This is a genomic window from Streptomyces hygroscopicus subsp. hygroscopicus (assembly GCF_001553455.1).
GTDB lineage: Bacteria > Actinomycetota > Actinomycetes > Streptomycetales > Streptomycetaceae > Streptomyces > Streptomyces hygroscopicus.
The window spans coordinates 123,153-137,540 of record NZ_BBOX01000001.1; the positions used below are offsets into that span (position 1 = coordinate 123,153).

The following is a 14,388-nucleotide window of genomic DNA, read 5'->3' on the forward strand; positions in this document are numbered from 1 at the left end:
TGGTGGCGAACTGCTCGCGGCCCTCCCGGTGCCCGAGGACATCGGGGGTGCGGGGGCTCCTCCCCGCGCCTGCCCGGCCGCGGCTCTTCGCCCCAGGTGCTCGTGGGCTCAATCAGCGGCATACGCGCGTGGACGGACGACCGCACCGGCCATGCCGCATGGCTAACCTGGCGGGATGGAAGCGATTCTGGTGAGCGCGTGTCTGCGCGGGGTGCCATGCCGGTTCGACGGCCGCCACAAGGCGTCGCCGGAATGCGAGGAGGCGGTGGCCGGTCGCGCGGTCGCCTCCTTCTGCCCGGAGGTCGCGGGCGGGCTCGCGACGCCGCGGAGACCTGCGGAGCTCGTGGGCGGTGACGGGCACGACGTGCTCGACGGGACGGCGCGGGTGGTCGAAGACACCGGACGTGACGTGACAGAGGCTTTCGTGGCCGGAGCACGGCGCGCGCTTGCGGCGGCGAGGCAGGCAGGCTGCACGGAGGCGCTGCTGATGCCGCGCAGTCCCTCGTGCGGACGGGGTGTGGTGTACGACGGATCGTTCGCCGGGGAACTGGTGCCGGGAGACGGGGTGACGGCGGCCCTGCTCGAGCGGAACGGGATCGCCGTGCGGTCCGCACCCGGCGTGTGAAGTCGTCTGTCCCGGCGACCCGGTGCCCGCCTCCCGCACGGCGGGAACCACAGGACGCGGCGGCGGAAGGTGCCGGAAGCGCGGGAGACCCTGGCCGTGGGACGGGGTTCGCCCGGTCGGCCATGCGCCCGTCGCGCCGGCGGGCAACCTCGCCGGTGACAAGGACCACCGGCGAGGTTGCCGATTGCGCGGCCACCGGGGACCACGCGTGCGCGCACGGGATCACCCGCATGCCGCGCCCGGAACGCAGAGCCACCGGTGCCGGCTCCGGGCGGTGGCCGCCCAGTTCCCGCCAAGCCGCCGGCCTGTGCACCACCTCTCTGAACAGGTGAAACCGGCCGTCTGCCCGGCATGCCCGCCCCGACCGGCACCTCCGCCTGTCACGATCCCCGACAGCGCCAGGTACTCGGCAACTACGCGTCCACGGGCCCGGCCGGCGGCCCCACGGGCCGTCAGCCCTGCCGTAGGGCGGCGGTGATGTAGGAGCGGAGGAACTGGTGCTTGCTGCCGGTGTCCGGCTGGCCGGCGATGTTGGTGATGCGGTCGTCGAAGGCGCTTTGGGTCAGTGCCCCCACGGAGAACAGGTAGGCCCAGGCGTGAAAACCCGGCGGCCGACCGGGCAGGATCCGCTCGAGGGCGGCGACGAAGGCCCGCGCCAGCGGGTCGAACAGCTCGGCGATGATGTCGCGTTCCTGGCTCGACGGGTCCGAGGCCTCCCGGAGCACCAGCCGGGCGAACCAGACGTCGGCGGGGTCGTCGTGCAGCGCGAGCACCGGATCGATGAAGGCGGAGACGAGCTGATCGAGCGCGTCCGGGGCCGTGGGGTCGCGCAGCGCCTCGAGGCGGGCCAGGCGCTCTTCGTTCACGTACTGCCGCGCTTCGAAGATCCCCCGGTAGAGCCGGTCCTTGGTCTTGAAGTGGTAGACGACGAGCGACAGCCCGACCCCCGCGGCGTCGGCGACCTGCCGCATCGTCGTCCCGTGGTAGCCGTTGCGGGCGAAGACCCGCTCGCCTGCCCTGAGGATCTGCTCCGCGCGGCCGGGGGGCGGCTTCCGCGTGGCCGTGGCGCTCCGTGCCGTCGTCACTCGGCTCTCCTTCCTCTGCCCATCGGGCCCCCACGTTACTGGCCGGGGGCCGGGCCCGTCCGGCCTTGACGCACTGACTGTACGTACGTACAGTCGCAGAACATCGAGGTCGGGGCAACCTCGGAACACGCGGCCAGGGCACACCGGCGTGCGGAAGGAGCGTGATGAGCCAGACGAGGAAACGGGCCCCTGGAGGGACCGCGCTCCCCACGGTGGTCAAGGCCGGGACGGCGGACTTTGCGGGAGAGCGACCGAGCCCGCCCACACACCACCGGGCACCTCAGGGAGCGTCTGCTCCCCCGCACCCCCCGGTCCGGCGACCTGTCCGCGCCGCGCGACCTGCCCTGCCCGGCCGCCTGTCCGCGCCGCGCGACCGGCCGAGGGAGAACCCGGAGCCCGACGCGCGGGAGGTCCGGGACGCGCTGGTGGGCAGCCCGCGCCGGTGTACCGGCTCCGCGGCCCCGGTCCGCGGCATCTCGCCGCGGCCGCATGGCCCCGCGCCGGTACCCCGGCGGAAAAGCGGTCGTGGTCCGCGGTCGTGCGACGGGCACGACGCCGTACCGCCGGGCCCGGTGCCGGCCGCCCGGGCGGGCAAGCGCGGATCCGGCGCGGGACCCAACCCCTGAGAGAGGACCGATGAACGTGCCGAACGACTGGGTGGATGTGCACGCGCACTTCACACCCCCGACAACCCCCGAGGAACGACGGGCTCGCTGGCAGGCGATGCGCGAGGAGTGCTTCACGCTCCCGGCGCCGTACCACTGGAGCCTCGAGGAGACCCTGCGCGCGATGGACCGCGACGGCATCGCGATGCAGCTGCTCAGCAACATCCCAAAGGACCACGCCGCGCTCGCGGCGTCGAACGACTACGGCGCCTGGCTCGTCCGGGAGCACCCGTCCCGCTTCGGACTGCTCGCCGCCGTACCCACCGACGACCCGGATGCGGCCCTCGCCGAGATCGAACGCGCCCGCACCCAGCTCGGCGCCGACGGGTTCGCCGTGACCACCGTCTACAACGGGGTGCCCCTGGGGGACCCCTCCCTGGACGCGGTGTGGGCCGAGCTGGACCGGCTCGGGGCGACGGTGTTCATCCACCCCGACGCCTACGCGCCCGGGTCGATGGGACGGCCCAGCCCGCTGATCGAGGTCGCCTTCGACACCGCGCGCACGATCACCGACCTGGTCTACCGCGCGCATTTCCGGCGCTTCCCGCACCTCACCCACGTCGTGGCGCACTGCGGCGGGGCGCTGCCGGCGCTCTCCGGGCGGCTCGGGCTGCTGGGAGGCGAGGCATGGGTGCCCAACCCCGAGGGTCTGACGCCCGCGGACATCACCGGGCAGCTCGGTCGGCTCTACCTGGACACCGCCGCCACCGCGACGGACCACACGCTCGCCGCCGCCCTGCTCATGACAGGTCCGGAGCACATCGTCTACGGCTCGGACTCCGGCGTGCCCTGCTCCACCGACCGCACCATCCGGGCCAACCTCGAGGCGCTGCTGGACAGCCAGGTGCTGGACCGTGCCCAGATCGACGCGGTGGGCCGGGCCGCCTTCCGGCTCTTCCCCTCCGCCCGTGCGCGCCACGACCAGGCCCGCGCGGCCACGACGCGGCACGACCGGCCCGGAGGGACAGCGACATGCGCACGCTGATCGACATCTCGGTCCCGCTGCAAGCCGGCATCGCCTCCGACCCGCCCGGGCATCTCCCGCAGATCGAGTACCTCACCCACGCACAGACCGCCGAGGACGTGGTCGCCTTCTTCCCCGGCGCCACCGTCGAGGACCTGCCCGACCGAGAGGGCTGGGCCATCGAGCGGTTGCACGTCACGTCACACAACGGCACCCACCTCGACGCCCCCTACCACTACTCGGCCACGATGGACGGCGGCGCCCGCGCGATCACCATCGACGAGGTGCCGCTCGAATGGTGCCTGCAGCCGGCGGTGAAGCTGGACTTCCGGCACTTCCCCGACGGGTACGTGGTGACCGCGGCCGATGTCGAGGCGGAGCTCGCCCGGATCGGGCACGAGCTCTCACCGCTGGAGATCGTCGTCGTCAACACCCGCGCCGGCGAGCGCTACGGCCGCGAGGACTACGTCTCCTCCGGCTGCGGCATGGGCCGTGACGCCACGCTGTACCTGCTGGACCGGGGCGTCCGGCTGACCGGCACGGACGGCTGGAGCTGGGACGCCCCGTTCGTGCACACCGCCCGCCGCTATGCGCTCGAGCGCGACCCCTCGGTCATCTGGGAGGGCCACCGCGCCGGTCGCGAGACCGGCTACTGCCACCTCGAGAAGCTGCACAACCTGGAACGCCTGCCCGACCACGGGTTCCAGATCTCCTGCTTCCCGGTGAAGATCCACGCCGCGTCGGCGGGCTGGACCCGCGCCGTGGCCATCCTCGACACCTGACCTACGGAAACGGACGCACCCGCCATGAGCGTTGTCATCACCGTCGCCCCCACCGGGCCCATCGCCTCGAAGGAGGACAACCCGCACCTGCCCACCCAGCCCGAGGAGATCGCCGACGCCGTCGCCGGTGCCCACGCGGCGGGCGCCGCCGTCGCCCACATCCACCTGCGCGACGCCGCCCACCGCCCCACGGCGGACCCGGCCATCGCGCGCCGGACGATGGACCTGATCGCCGAGCGCTGCCCGATCCTGGTCCAGCTCTCCACCGGCGTCGGGCTGAGCGTGCCGTTCGAGGAACGCGCGGCCCTCGTCGAGCTCCGCCCCCGGATGGCCACCCTCAACCCCTGCACGATGAGCTTCGGAGCGGGCGAGTTCCGCAACCCGCCGGCGCAGGTGCGCCGGCTGGCCGCGCGCATGCGCGAACTCGGCGTCAAACCCGAGCTGGAGATCTACGACACCGGCCACCTGGATGCCTGTCTGCGGCTGCGCGATGAGGGCCTGCTCGACGACGAGCCCCTGCAGTTCTCGATCGTGCTCGGGGTCGCCGGCGGGATGGCGGCCACGCCCGACAACCTGCTCACCCTCGTCCGCCGGCTGCCCGAGAACGCGGTCTGGCAGGTCATCGCGGTCGGCCGCCGCAACCTCGAGCTCACCGCCATCGCGCTCGCCCTCGGCGGGAACGCACGCGCCGGCCTCGAGGACACCCTCCACCTGCGCAAGGGCGAGCTCAGCCCGGGCAACCTGCCGCTCGTCGAGCGGACCGTGGCGCTCGCACGCAGCCTCGACCTCCAGATCGCCGGAGTGGAGGAGACCACCTCACTGCTGGGCCTCGGCACGGTGGCAGCCTGAACCGCCGGCCTTCCCGCAGTCCGCGTCCGCCGAGGGCCGCGGGACACGCCCGCCGCGCAGCCGTCCCCGTACGGCCGCCCACCGGGCAGCCGCCCGGCCCCCGGCGCCGCGGAGCAGGACACCACCGCGGAACAGGACAGCGCCCCGGCGCGGATCCGCACCAGACGGAAAGGAACTTCCATGCACACGATGGACGCCCAGGCGGTCGTCCGGGTGACGACCGGACTGCTCCAGGGAACCCGTGAGGAGGGTGTCGTCGTCTACCGCGGCGTCCCCTTCGCCCAGCCGCCCGTGGGGCACCTGCGGTTCGAGTCACCACAGCCGCCGGAACCGTGGCCCGGTATCCGCGACGCAAGCCGCCCGGGGCCCGCTTCCTACCAGTTCAACGCCGGTAACCAGGGCGAGGTCGAACGCATCGTCGGGGACATCGACCCCGGCGTTCCCGGCATCATGGCCTGGCCCGCCTACACCAACGCGACCTACCGCCACAACCGGGCGGCGGAGGACTGCCTCTACCTCGACATCTGGGTGCCGGAGTCCGCACCGCGCGGCGGCCTTCCGGTCTACGTCTACTACCACGGCGGCGCGAACGCGGTCAGCTCCGGTTCCTTCGAACTGGAGCGCGGCGCGAACCTGGCCCGTGAGGCCAACATGATCGTGATCCGGCCGAACTACCGGCTGGGCGCCCTGGGTTGGGTCCATTTCGGGCTTGTGACCGGGGATCTGCCGCATGCGGTGAACCTCGGCGTGCAGGACCAGTTCGCCGCGCTGAAGTGGGTGCACGAGAACATCGCGGCGTTCGGCGGGGATCCGGACAACATCACCATCGGCGGGGAGTCCGCCGGCGCCACCGCCGTCTCCCACCTGCTCACCCATCCGGACGCCCACCGGTATGTCCGGCGCGCGGTGCTGCAGTCGCTGTCCCCGTTCAACCTCTGGTGCACCCAGCAGCGGCCGGAGGCCGCCGCCGTCGCCCGCATGTACCTCGATCTGCTGCGTATCGACGACCCGGCCCAGCTGCGGACCATCGATCCGAACCGTCTGCTGGCCGTTCAGAACGTGCTCACCCGCTACTTCCCCCCGGACCGGCATCTGGCCTGGCGCCCACTGGGCGGCGTCGTCGACGGGAACTGGGTCCCCCAGGCCCCGGCGCTGCACCTGTCGGAGAACACGATGGCCTCATCCGGCCTGGAGGTGGCCATCGGTTTCGCGAAGGACGAATGGCAGTTCTTCCGCGGCCACTCCCCGACCGTCCGCCACGGCTCCCGCCAGGATGTGCTGGCCGTTCTGGAGCAGGCGTTCGGCGCGGACGGTGCCGAGGAGATCTATCAGCGCTATCACGCACTCCACCCGGACCACTCCCCCGGTCTCCTGCTCTCGGACATCATGTCCTTCGAGTTCTTCAAACTGCCCTCGCTGGCGATCGCCCAGAACCTCAGCGCTCAGCGGATCCCGGTCCACGTATTCCAGTTCTCCTACGACCTGCCCGGGCTCGGCGGCCGGCTCCGCGCCGTGCACACCGGGGACATCCCGTTCCTCTTCCGCAATCACGGCGAACGCGACCTGGCCTGGTGGCCGGCCTTCGACGGGGCGAGCCGGGAGGAGGTACGCCGGGTCAGCGCGCGCATGGGCGAGCTCTACGCGTCCTTCATCCGCACCGGCGACCCGGGACCCGGATGGCCCCGATTCGACGCCGAGGGTTGGAGCGTCCTGGACTTCGGCCGGCTCATCGAGCCGAAACCGGGCCTGCTCAAGCCGGAATGGGACATCTTCCGGCAACACGGGTTCGGCTCCGTGCGGTCCATGGAGAACGTGCTGGTGGGCAACGTCCGCGAAGCGCTGGCGCACACCGCGGCGACCTGAGAACGACGCCGGCGGGGCGGGTCCCCGGGCCGGTGCTGACCCGGGACGGGAGAAGCGGCACCGCCCGCCGCCGCGGAAGGACGCTCAGTCGAGACAGAACTCGTTGCCCTCGATGTCCTGCATCAGGATGCACGACTCGTTGTCGTCATCGGCGAGCAGCGTTCGTAGGTGTACCGCACCGAGCGCGACCAGTCGCGCGCATTCGGCCTCCAGTACGGCGAGGCGCTCGTCACCCACCAGTCCGGTGCCGACCCGCACGTCGAGATGGACCCGGTTCTTGACGATCTTCCCTTCGGGAACGCGCTGGAAGAGCAGGCGCGGACCGGCACCCGAGGGATCACTGCATGCGAAGTAGATGACCTGATCCTCCGGCGGCAGCGAGCGGTGGTAGTCCTCCCACGTGGCGAACCCCTGCGGGACCGGCGGTACGACGTATCCCAGCACCTCGCACCAGAAACCGGCGAGGCGCGCAGGTTCCGCGCAGTCGAAGGTGACCTGGAACTGCTTGATCGATGACATCGGCGCACCCTAGCAGCAGGACGTGGTTCCGCATCTCCCCCGGCGGGTATCCGCGGCAGGGGGCATAGACGCTCGTCTCCCGGCGGAATCCACGGCAGGGGGACACTCGCCCGTCTCCCGATGGGGATCCGCATGCTGTCGGCTGACCAGCCCCTGCCGGCCGCTGCCGTGGGCCGCCGGCGGCTTCCCCGCCACCGGCGAGCTGCTCGCCCGCCTCCCCGTTCCGGGACTCGCATTGTGCGAAGATCCGGTCGTGACGGCCCCTCACGCCCCTTCGGCGGCGGGCGCGGACGACGTCGAGCGCCACCGGCGCCCGCGCCGCGGCCCCGGCCCCGGTGGCCCTGCCGCCGGTGCGACGGCGCGGTCACCGGCACCCGCCACACCGGCCGGTCCACGAAGGAGCCCCGCCTGAGGAAGGCGCCGCGCGTGCCCGGCCCGGGCCGGCTGGCGTGCTGCCCGGCCACGGGCCGTTTCAGACAGCCGGCCGGAGCACACCCGGCAGGTCGCGCCGGTCAGGAGAGGAGAAGGTGACGCCGCATGTCACATCACACCGCGATGGCGCCCGAGACGACCTGGGTGGGCCGGTGGGCGGGAGCTTTGTTGTGTCTTGTGGTGGCCGCCATCCACGTGGTGGACCAAGGCGGCATCACGGCAACGAGGGACCCCGCCTACATCGGCATCGCCTACCACGTCCTGGAGGTCGCGGCCGTGGTCGCCGCCGCGCTGCTCCTGGTGGGTCCGGTCCGACCAGGGTGGCTGCTGGCGGCCGGGGTCGCCGCCGGTCCCGTGCTGGGCTACGTCCTCTCCAGAGGCCCGGGCCTGCCCGACTACACCGATGACGTCGGCAACTGGACAGAACCCCTCGGACTGGTCAGCCTTGCCGTCGAAGGAGCGCTGCTCCTGTTGTCGGTGCCCCTGGTCGTGCGGAGCCTGCGCCGCGGACCATGAGGCGGCGCCACCCGTGTGCGGCCTCGCGAGCCGCTCAATCCGGACGTCACGGTGCTGCCTCATCGAGGGCGGCGGGGCGACGAGGAGGAGGGCACATGTGAGCGCTGCTCCACGGGGAGCCCGCGCTCCCGCGTGCCGGACAGCGTTCAGGCGGGCACGGGCTCGCCGCGTCCGGCCAGCGCCTCCTCCAGCCGTTGGATGTGACGGTGCTGCAGTCGGGCGGTGCGCTGCAGCTGCATGACAACCCGCAGGAACGAGTCCATGTCCGCGGCCCGGGTGAGGATGTCGTCCGGCACCCGGTCGTCGGCCAGGGCCTCCGGCTCGTCCTGGGCGAGCAGGGCCCGGGCCCAGGCCCGGGTGACCGGCTTGAACATCCCCGGATGGTTGGCCACGATCCTGGCTCGGACGGCCAGGTCGTTCTCGGCCGCCTCCACGTGCAGTCCGTCGTCCTTGTTGCGCGCCCCGAACAGCGGTTGCGGGATGTGCTGAGCCGTGAAGCCGTGTTCGGCGCAGGCAATCCAGAAGTCCCAGTCCTCCCCGGCGCGCATGTCCTCGACGTAACCGCCCACCGTCTGCCACACCTCGCGGCGGTAGAGCGAGCAGTAGAACATGATCAGCCGTCGCAGCAGCAGGTCCCGGTCGTAGTCCGGGAGCCGCAGCACCTGTGCGGGCAGGTCGTCGTCGGTGAAGACGGACACGTCGGTGGAGGCGATGGCGATGCCGGGGTTCTGCTCCAGCACCGCGACCGTGAGCTCCAGCATCGTGGGGGCGATCACGTCGTCGGCGTCCAGCGGCAGGATGTAGCGGCCGGTGGCGGCGGCGATGCCCGCGTTTCGCGCGGCCGAGACCCCGGCGTTGGCCTGCCGCAGCAGCCGGATGCGCCGCCCGGGGTGGGCGGCGATCAGCGACTGGGCCACCGCGGCGGTGTCGTCGGGGCTGCCGTCGTCGACCACGACGAGCTCCCAGTCCGGATAGGTCTGTGCCAGCACACTCTCGACGGCCTGCGGCAGATAGTGACCGTAGTCGTAGCAGGGGATGACCACCGAGACCACCGGCTCGCGCGCCGGCGCGGCCCCCGGGAGGCCAGCCTCCAGGGGGCCGCGTTCCGGACCGGACGGTGCCGAGGTCATCGGTTCCCGCCGCCGTGCGCCCCGCGCTTGGCAGCCCCGGACTTCGACGGCTTGGCGGAGACGGCGATGTTGGCGCACCGCGAGCCCATGGTGGCCGGGGCGGTGATGATCACGTTGCCGGTGCTGGTGACCCCGCTGGAGGAGTCACAGTCGTTCCGCTGCGCCAGGCTGTGCTCACCGAAGATCTCCGCGAAGTTGAGGCAGTTCGACTGCGCCGGCGGCGCGCCGATGCTGGTGGCGTTGCTCGTGTCGCAGTCGTTGGTCTGCTTGACGGAGGTGTCCAGGCCCAGCGCGCCGGCGTTCGCCCCGCCGAAGACCACCGCGCTCGCCGCCGCGGTCACCAGCGCCGCTGTCTTGCCGATGTTCATGCCGTTCTCCTTGTGTTCGCTCCGCGGAGCCTCCGCGGACGCACCTGGCTAACGATCAACGCTCCGCTGGGCTTCGGCGCCAAGACCTGCTTCACCTGTCCGGCTCAGCGGTCCGCCGCCCCAGTGGCGGGGATGCACCACCTCCACCCCGGGCAGCGCCCAGCACTTCACGCCCATGTCCTGGGCCAGCGCGGCCAGTCCCTCGGTCTCGATGAGTTCGCGGTAGGGGACGGTCGGGAACACCAGCCCGTCGCGGTGCAGATTGGCGTGCACCAGCAGGGCCGTACCGCCGACCGCGTCCACGCGCACCCTCTCGTGGCCGCGCAAGTCCTCGAGATAGCTCCGGCCGAATCCCCTGGGCGGCTGCAGGATCCCGTCGCGCAGCCACCGGCTCCAGTCCAGCGCGGCGGCGTTCGGGTGCAGGACGAAGGTGTTCAGGTCGAAGGTCGGCCCGCCGGGTTCGGCGACGCAGTGCGGGACGACGATCTCCTCGCGGGCGCCCAGCAGCCGCTGGATGAGATCGGGCGGATAGTCGGTCACATCGACATCGAGCCACAGCACCCACTCCTCCTCCCCCAGCGCCCGCGACAGCAGCTGGTTGCGGGCCCTGGCCAGCACCGACCGCCGCTGCCGCTGAGCGGCCGGCTCCCAGCGCGGCCCGGTCAACTGGAAGCCGAAATGCCGCCGTACGAGGGTGACCCGCCGGAACTCCGCCTCCAGCGCGGGCAGCGCGTCCCTCAGGGCCTCCCAGGTCCCGTCATGGCTGTCACCCTCCAGCAGACCGACGGAGACCGCGTCGCGGGGATTGTCCAGGGCACGCAGGTTCTCCAGGTAGCGGGGCAGGAAGGTGACGGCATCCTTGACGGGCGTGAGGACCAGGACGGAAGGGCGCTCGGCGGCGGGAGCGGGAGCCGGAGCGGACTCGGCCACCCCAGAGGCGGAGCCGGACACGGCCACCCCAGGAGCGGAGCCGGACTCGGCCACCCCAGGAGCGGAAGCGGACTCGGCCGCCCCGGTGGCGGGCCGTCTGGCGTGCGGGAGGAGGCGTGGCGCGTCCACGGCCGCGTGCGGAGCGGTGTCCGGGGCCGGGCCCGTGGGCGGCCGCTCCGCCCGGACCAGGTCCGCCGGATCGAGGGGCAGCCGGGCCGCCATGGCCCTCAGGTGGCCCGCGTAGGCGGGGCCCGAAACCCACACATGGGTCGCCGCGTCGAAAAGCCCGGCGAAGTGGGGTTCGTCGAAGGTGTTGTTCCCGTGGTAGACGTATGTGTAAAGCTCGGGCGCGTCCACGGACACCACCCGCCCGGCGCGCAGCACCGCCTCCGCGACCGGGGTGTCCTCCCCGCGCCGCTGCGCCGGGTAGCGCGGAAGCACCTCCTTCGCACAGACCATGGACCCCTCCCACACCCGCGCACCGGAGACCGCGAGCAGGCGCCGCTTCGGCCACCACAACCGCTCCCGGGCCAGGAAGCACGCCGTGGCGTCCAATCCCAGCAGCGCCGCCATCTGCACCTCCACCCGCTCCGGGTCGTACAGGTCATCGTCGTCCCACTGGCACACGTACGGCCCGGTGGCCAGGTCCACCGCGATGTTGCGCAGTTCGCCCAGCGTGCGTCCCTCCGGCAGCAGCCGCCGGAAGCGGATCCGTGGGTCGGCCAGAGCGCGTACGTGGTCCTCCAGCGCGCCGTCGGCGCTGTCGTCCACCACGACCAGCTCCACACTCGGATAGGTCTGGGCCAGGAAGCAGCGCAGGGCGCGCATGGCCCATGGCAGCCGGTCCTTGGTCACCATCAGGCAGGACACGGTCGGCGCGGGGGCTCCCGAGGCCCAGCGCTCGCGCTGCGGGTCCAGGTCGAGCCCGCCCTTGGCGCGGGGCCGCAGGTCCTGGCTGGTCCAGAACGGGATCTGGCGTCCGGCCACGGACTGCGCGGAAACGGACACGTCCCGGCCCCAGCTGTCCGCCCAGTGGTGCACGGCGTAGGCGTGGTCGCGGTCGACGGGCCGGTCGCCGAACAGCTCGGCGGCCACCGGGCTCAACAGCGGATACAACGTCCGCGCCGCCAGGACGGTGATCCGGCAGTCCCCGGGGGCCTGGTCGACCGCCCGGGTGAGCATGAACGTACCGGTGGCGTCCAGCGAACCGGAGCGGGTATGGCTGCCCACCAGCTGCCGGTGCACATGGGCCAGGAAGGGATGGCCCGGCCGCGCGGCCAGGAACCCGGTGCCCACCAGACGCGGCAGACCGCTCCGGTGAGCCGACAGCAGCTGGACGTGCTCCTGCGGTTCGAGCCCGACCACCAGCTCCTGGCCCGCGAGCAGCGCGTCCACCGGGCGCAGACACTCAAAGTCCAGGTCCACGTACACCCCGCCGAAACGGTCGAGGATGAAGTACCGGCCGGCCTCGGCCCGCATCACCCCCTCGGGGTAACGGTCGTAGATCGGCAGGAACCACCGATAGTGCTCGGCGAGCAGGGCGCGGCACTCCACCTGCGTCCACAGCCGGTACTCCCACCCAGGGTGATGCCGGCGCCAGGATTCAACCCACGCCTGACACCTCGGCGGTACGTCCTTGTCATGCCAGATTTGGTGAATAATAGGGGTGATATCGCTCTGTTCGGCCATTTGGCCAGTATGTTCGCGTGGTTGGGCGGCCGGGCGTCGGCGTGAGCGGGACCATCCCCCGCCCGGCCCAGCGCACACCCCGGGCACCGGCGGTGAAGGCCCAGGTGGCGCCGGTCAGCGGCGCGGGGACAACAACGGGCGGAACAGCACCCGTTCGGGAACGCCCCGGTCTTCACGCACGCATGCGCGACCCCCGGGGCCGGTGCGGCGGTACTGCCCCGAGCGGCGAATGACGCGCTGACGGGTAACTGGGTGTGCGCCGGCAAACCCCGGCCGTAGCGCGGCCGTCCGGGTGGCCCGGCCGTGCCCGGCGCCGACGGCAGTCCGGGCTTTCCCGTCCTGGCAGCCTCCGCTGCCGATGGTCCGGCCGAGCCGCAGGAGGTCCGCGCGGACCTCCGCCGCCGGGTCACCCCCTGGTCGGCTTGGCGAGACGCCGCGGGCCCGTCCCGACCACCCCTTGGCAGCTCCTCGGAACCCGCGTCTACTCTGGTTGTGTCGGCGCGCACCCTGACGGGGCGCGACCTACTCACCGAAAGGCAGTGCCGTGCTGCGCACCATGTTCAAGTCCAAGATCCACCGGGCCACCGTGACCCATGCGGATCTGCACTATGTGGGCTCCGTGACCGTTGACCGCGATCTGATGGATGCCGCCGACCTCCTGCCCGGCGAACTGGTACACATCGTCGATATCACCAATGGCGCCCGCCTGGAGACCTATGTCATCGAGGGTGCGCGAGGCACCGGCGTGATCGGCATCAACGGCGCCGCCGCCCATCTCGTGCACCCCGGCGACCTGGTGATCCTCATCAGCTACGCCCAGGTCGACGACGCGGAGGCCCGTACCCTGCGGCCTGCCGTCGTCCATGTCGACACCGCCAACCGGATCACCGGGCTGGGCGACGACACTGCCGAGCCCGTCCCCGGCTCGGACACCGTCCGCCCCCCGCACGCGTCCGCGCACGCCTGAGCCGCCACAGCATCCACCGCCGGCATCCCCACGACCTGCGGGAGGCTGGGCCGGCCGACAGGAGACGTCAGGCAATGCAGCGGCATGAACCGCACCGTGCTCCCCCGCTGGAGGAGCGTCGCGCGCAGGTCCGCCACGCATGGCGCGGCGGACCATGCCACGTCGCCCGCCGGGGGCAGGAGCCGGCGCGACCGCGGGCAGCGCCTGGCGCGTGTGCGCGATCCGGCCGATGGGCGCCGTCGCCCGCGGGGGCAGGACGTCGTGACGACCGACGCGGAAACCACCGTTCGCGCAGATGAGTCAGCCCGTCTTCCGCCCGTGGGAGGGGGTGACGAGCCAGGTGGTCGAGACGCCCTCATGGGCGTACCGTCTTTCGCCCGTGGGAGGGGGTGACACCCCATGCTGCGCCCGGCGGTGGCCGCGTGGGAGGGCCACCGGTCGCGCCCTGACGGAGCGGCCCGGGGAAACGTGGCGGCGAAGGGGGGCCGGACGGCCCTTCCGGCGCGCCCGTCGGCCCGGATTTCCTCTGAGTCATGGTCGAGACCCTCATCACCTCCGCACCCCGCCACACCGAGCGTTCCGTCGGCGGGACCACCGTCGTGGCGCTGCACGGTGATATCGACATCCTCACGGCATCGCCGCTCGGGGTACGCCTGGACGATCTGACGGCGGCCCTCCACCCCGACCTCGTGGTGGACCTTCGTGCCGTGTCCTTCATCGACTGCGCCGGACTGCGGGTGCTGTGCCGGGCGCGGAACAGGACCGTGGAACGGCACGGCCGGCTGCGTCTCGTCACGGGCAGCGGCCAGTTCCTTCGCATCCTGGGCGGCGCGGGACTGGACGGCGTGTTCGAGATCTACGACCGCCTGTCCGAAGCCGTGGCTGCCGTGCCCGGCGGGGCCCTCACCACCGCGGCGGGCTGAGAAGGCCGTAGGCCGACGGACCCCGTCGAGGACCCTGAGTCAGCCAGGCGGTGGGGCGGACCCGCCTGGGAACGCTCAAGA

General features: G+C 72.3%; 13 protein-coding genes. 8 read left to right on the forward strand and 5 right to left on the reverse strand.

Annotated features, from left to right (window positions below; all coding sequences use genetic code 11):
• Positions 1–175: 175 nt before the first annotated feature.
• Positions 176–625: a 2-thiouracil desulfurase family protein gene (locus AXW62_RS00535; RefSeq protein WP_060942691.1), complete on the forward strand. Its 450-nt coding sequence runs from the start codon at positions 176–178 to the stop codon at positions 623–625.
• Positions 626–1,077: 452 nt separating this feature from the next.
• Here the strand turns inward: AXW62_RS00535 and AXW62_RS00540 are convergent, their stop codons facing one another.
• Positions 1,078–1,710: a TetR/AcrR family transcriptional regulator gene (locus AXW62_RS00540; RefSeq protein WP_060942692.1), complete on the reverse strand. Its 633-nt coding sequence runs from the start codon at positions 1,708–1,710 to the stop codon at positions 1,078–1,080.
• Positions 1,711–2,346: 636 nt separating this feature from the next.
• Between AXW62_RS00540 and AXW62_RS00545 the strand changes: the two genes are divergently transcribed.
• From AXW62_RS00545 to AXW62_RS00560, 4 genes are all read left to right on the forward strand, one after another.
• Positions 2,347–3,360, forward strand: a complete 1,014-nt coding sequence (locus AXW62_RS00545; RefSeq protein ID WP_060942693.1) for an amidohydrolase family protein — start codon at positions 2,347–2,349, stop codon at positions 3,358–3,360.
• Positions 3,348–4,121: a cyclase family protein gene (locus AXW62_RS00550; RefSeq protein ID WP_060942694.1), complete on the forward strand. Its 774-nt coding sequence runs from the start codon at positions 3,348–3,350 to the stop codon at positions 4,119–4,121. The genes AXW62_RS00545 and AXW62_RS00550 overlap by 13 nt, the downstream gene beginning before the upstream one ends.
• A 24-nt stretch (positions 4,122–4,145) precedes the next feature.
• Positions 4,146–4,970 (forward strand): beta-keto acid cleavage family enzyme, encoded by an 825-nt coding sequence (locus AXW62_RS00555; RefSeq protein ID WP_060942695.1) that lies wholly within the window; start codon positions 4,146–4,148, stop codon positions 4,968–4,970.
• Between the two features lie 180 nt (positions 4,971–5,150).
• A complete protein-coding gene (locus tag AXW62_RS00560) occupies positions 5,151–6,833 on the forward strand; it encodes a carboxylesterase/lipase family protein (RefSeq protein WP_060942696.1) in 1,683 nt (560 codons plus the stop codon).
• 84 nt (positions 6,834–6,917) lie between these two features.
• On the opposite strand, the gene AXW62_RS00565 is transcribed toward AXW62_RS00560, so the two are convergent.
• Positions 6,918–7,352 (reverse strand): VOC family protein, encoded by a 435-nt coding sequence (locus AXW62_RS00565; RefSeq protein WP_030830472.1) that lies wholly within the window; start codon positions 7,350–7,352, stop codon positions 6,918–6,920.
• Positions 7,353–7,889: 537 nt separating this feature from the next.
• Between AXW62_RS00565 and AXW62_RS00570 the strand changes: the two genes are divergently transcribed.
• Complete coding sequence (locus AXW62_RS00570; protein ID WP_060942697.1) at positions 7,890–8,300, forward strand: hypothetical protein; 411 nt, start codon at positions 7,890–7,892, stop codon at positions 8,298–8,300.
• 146 nt (positions 8,301–8,446) lie between these two features.
• Here AXW62_RS00570 and AXW62_RS00575 read toward each other — a convergent pair whose 3' ends face one another.
• The 3 genes from AXW62_RS00575 to AXW62_RS00585 are packed head-to-tail and all read right to left on the reverse strand — an operon-like array spanning position 8,447 to position 12,417.
• On the reverse strand, positions 8,447–9,430 hold the full coding sequence (locus tag AXW62_RS00575; protein WP_060942698.1) for a glycosyltransferase family 2 protein: 984 nt from the start codon (positions 9,428–9,430) through the stop codon (positions 8,447–8,449).
• Positions 9,427–9,798, reverse strand: a complete 372-nt coding sequence (locus AXW62_RS00580) for a hypothetical protein (RefSeq protein WP_060942699.1) — start codon at positions 9,796–9,798, stop codon at positions 9,427–9,429. Before AXW62_RS00580 ends, AXW62_RS00575 begins: the two co-directional genes overlap by 4 nt.
• Positions 9,799–9,846: 48 nt before the next feature.
• Positions 9,847–12,417 (reverse strand): glycosyltransferase, encoded by a 2,571-nt coding sequence (locus tag AXW62_RS00585; protein WP_060942700.1) that lies wholly within the window; start codon positions 12,415–12,417, stop codon positions 9,847–9,849.
• 544 nt (positions 12,418–12,961) lie between these two features.
• On the opposite strand from AXW62_RS00585, the gene panD reads away from it, so the two are divergent.
• Both panD and AXW62_RS00595 read left to right on the forward strand, forming a co-directional pair.
• On the forward strand, positions 12,962–13,384 hold the full coding sequence (gene panD, locus AXW62_RS00590) for an aspartate 1-decarboxylase (RefSeq protein ID WP_060942701.1): 423 nt from the start codon (positions 12,962–12,964) through the stop codon (positions 13,382–13,384).
• A gap of 533 nt (positions 13,385–13,917) precedes the next feature.
• Entirely contained in the window at positions 13,918–14,307 is a 390-nt protein-coding gene (locus tag AXW62_RS00595) for an STAS domain-containing protein (RefSeq protein WP_060942702.1), read from the forward strand.
• Positions 14,308–14,388: the final 81 nt, after the last annotated feature.

Bases quoted from the DNA above. Each gene is read 5' to 3' on its own strand.
- AXW62_RS00535 (WP_060942691.1), top strand. From the start codon at position 176: ATGGAAGCGATTCTGGTGAGCGCGTGTCTGCGCGGGGTGCCATGCCGG.
- AXW62_RS00545 (WP_060942693.1), top strand. From the start codon at position 2,347: ATGAACGTGCCGAACGACTGGGTGGATGTGCACGCGCACTTCACACCC.
- AXW62_RS00550 (WP_060942694.1), top strand. From the start codon at position 3,348: ATGCGCACGCTGATCGACATCTCGGTCCCGCTGCAAGCCGGCATCGCC.
- AXW62_RS00555 (WP_060942695.1), top strand. From the start codon at position 4,146: ATGAGCGTTGTCATCACCGTCGCCCCCACCGGGCCCATCGCCTCGAAG.
- AXW62_RS00560 (WP_060942696.1), top strand. From the start codon at position 5,151: ATGCACACGATGGACGCCCAGGCGGTCGTCCGGGTGACGACCGGACTG.
- AXW62_RS00565 (WP_030830472.1), bottom strand. From the start codon at position 7,352: ATGTCATCGATCAAGCAGTTCCAGGTCACCTTCGACTGCGCGGAACCT.
- AXW62_RS00570 (WP_060942697.1), top strand. From the start codon at position 7,890: ATGTCACATCACACCGCGATGGCGCCCGAGACGACCTGGGTGGGCCGG.
- AXW62_RS00575 (WP_060942698.1), bottom strand. From the start codon at position 9,430: ATGACCTCGGCACCGTCCGGTCCGGAACGCGGCCCCCTGGAGGCTGGC.
- AXW62_RS00580 (WP_060942699.1), bottom strand. From the start codon at position 9,798: ATGAACATCGGCAAGACAGCGGCGCTGGTGACCGCGGCGGCGAGCGCG.
- AXW62_RS00585 (WP_060942700.1), bottom strand. From the start codon at position 12,417: ATGGCCGAACAGAGCGATATCACCCCTATTATTCACCAAATCTGGCAT.
- AXW62_RS00595 (WP_060942702.1), top strand. From the start codon at position 13,918: ATGGTCGAGACCCTCATCACCTCCGCACCCCGCCACACCGAGCGTTCC.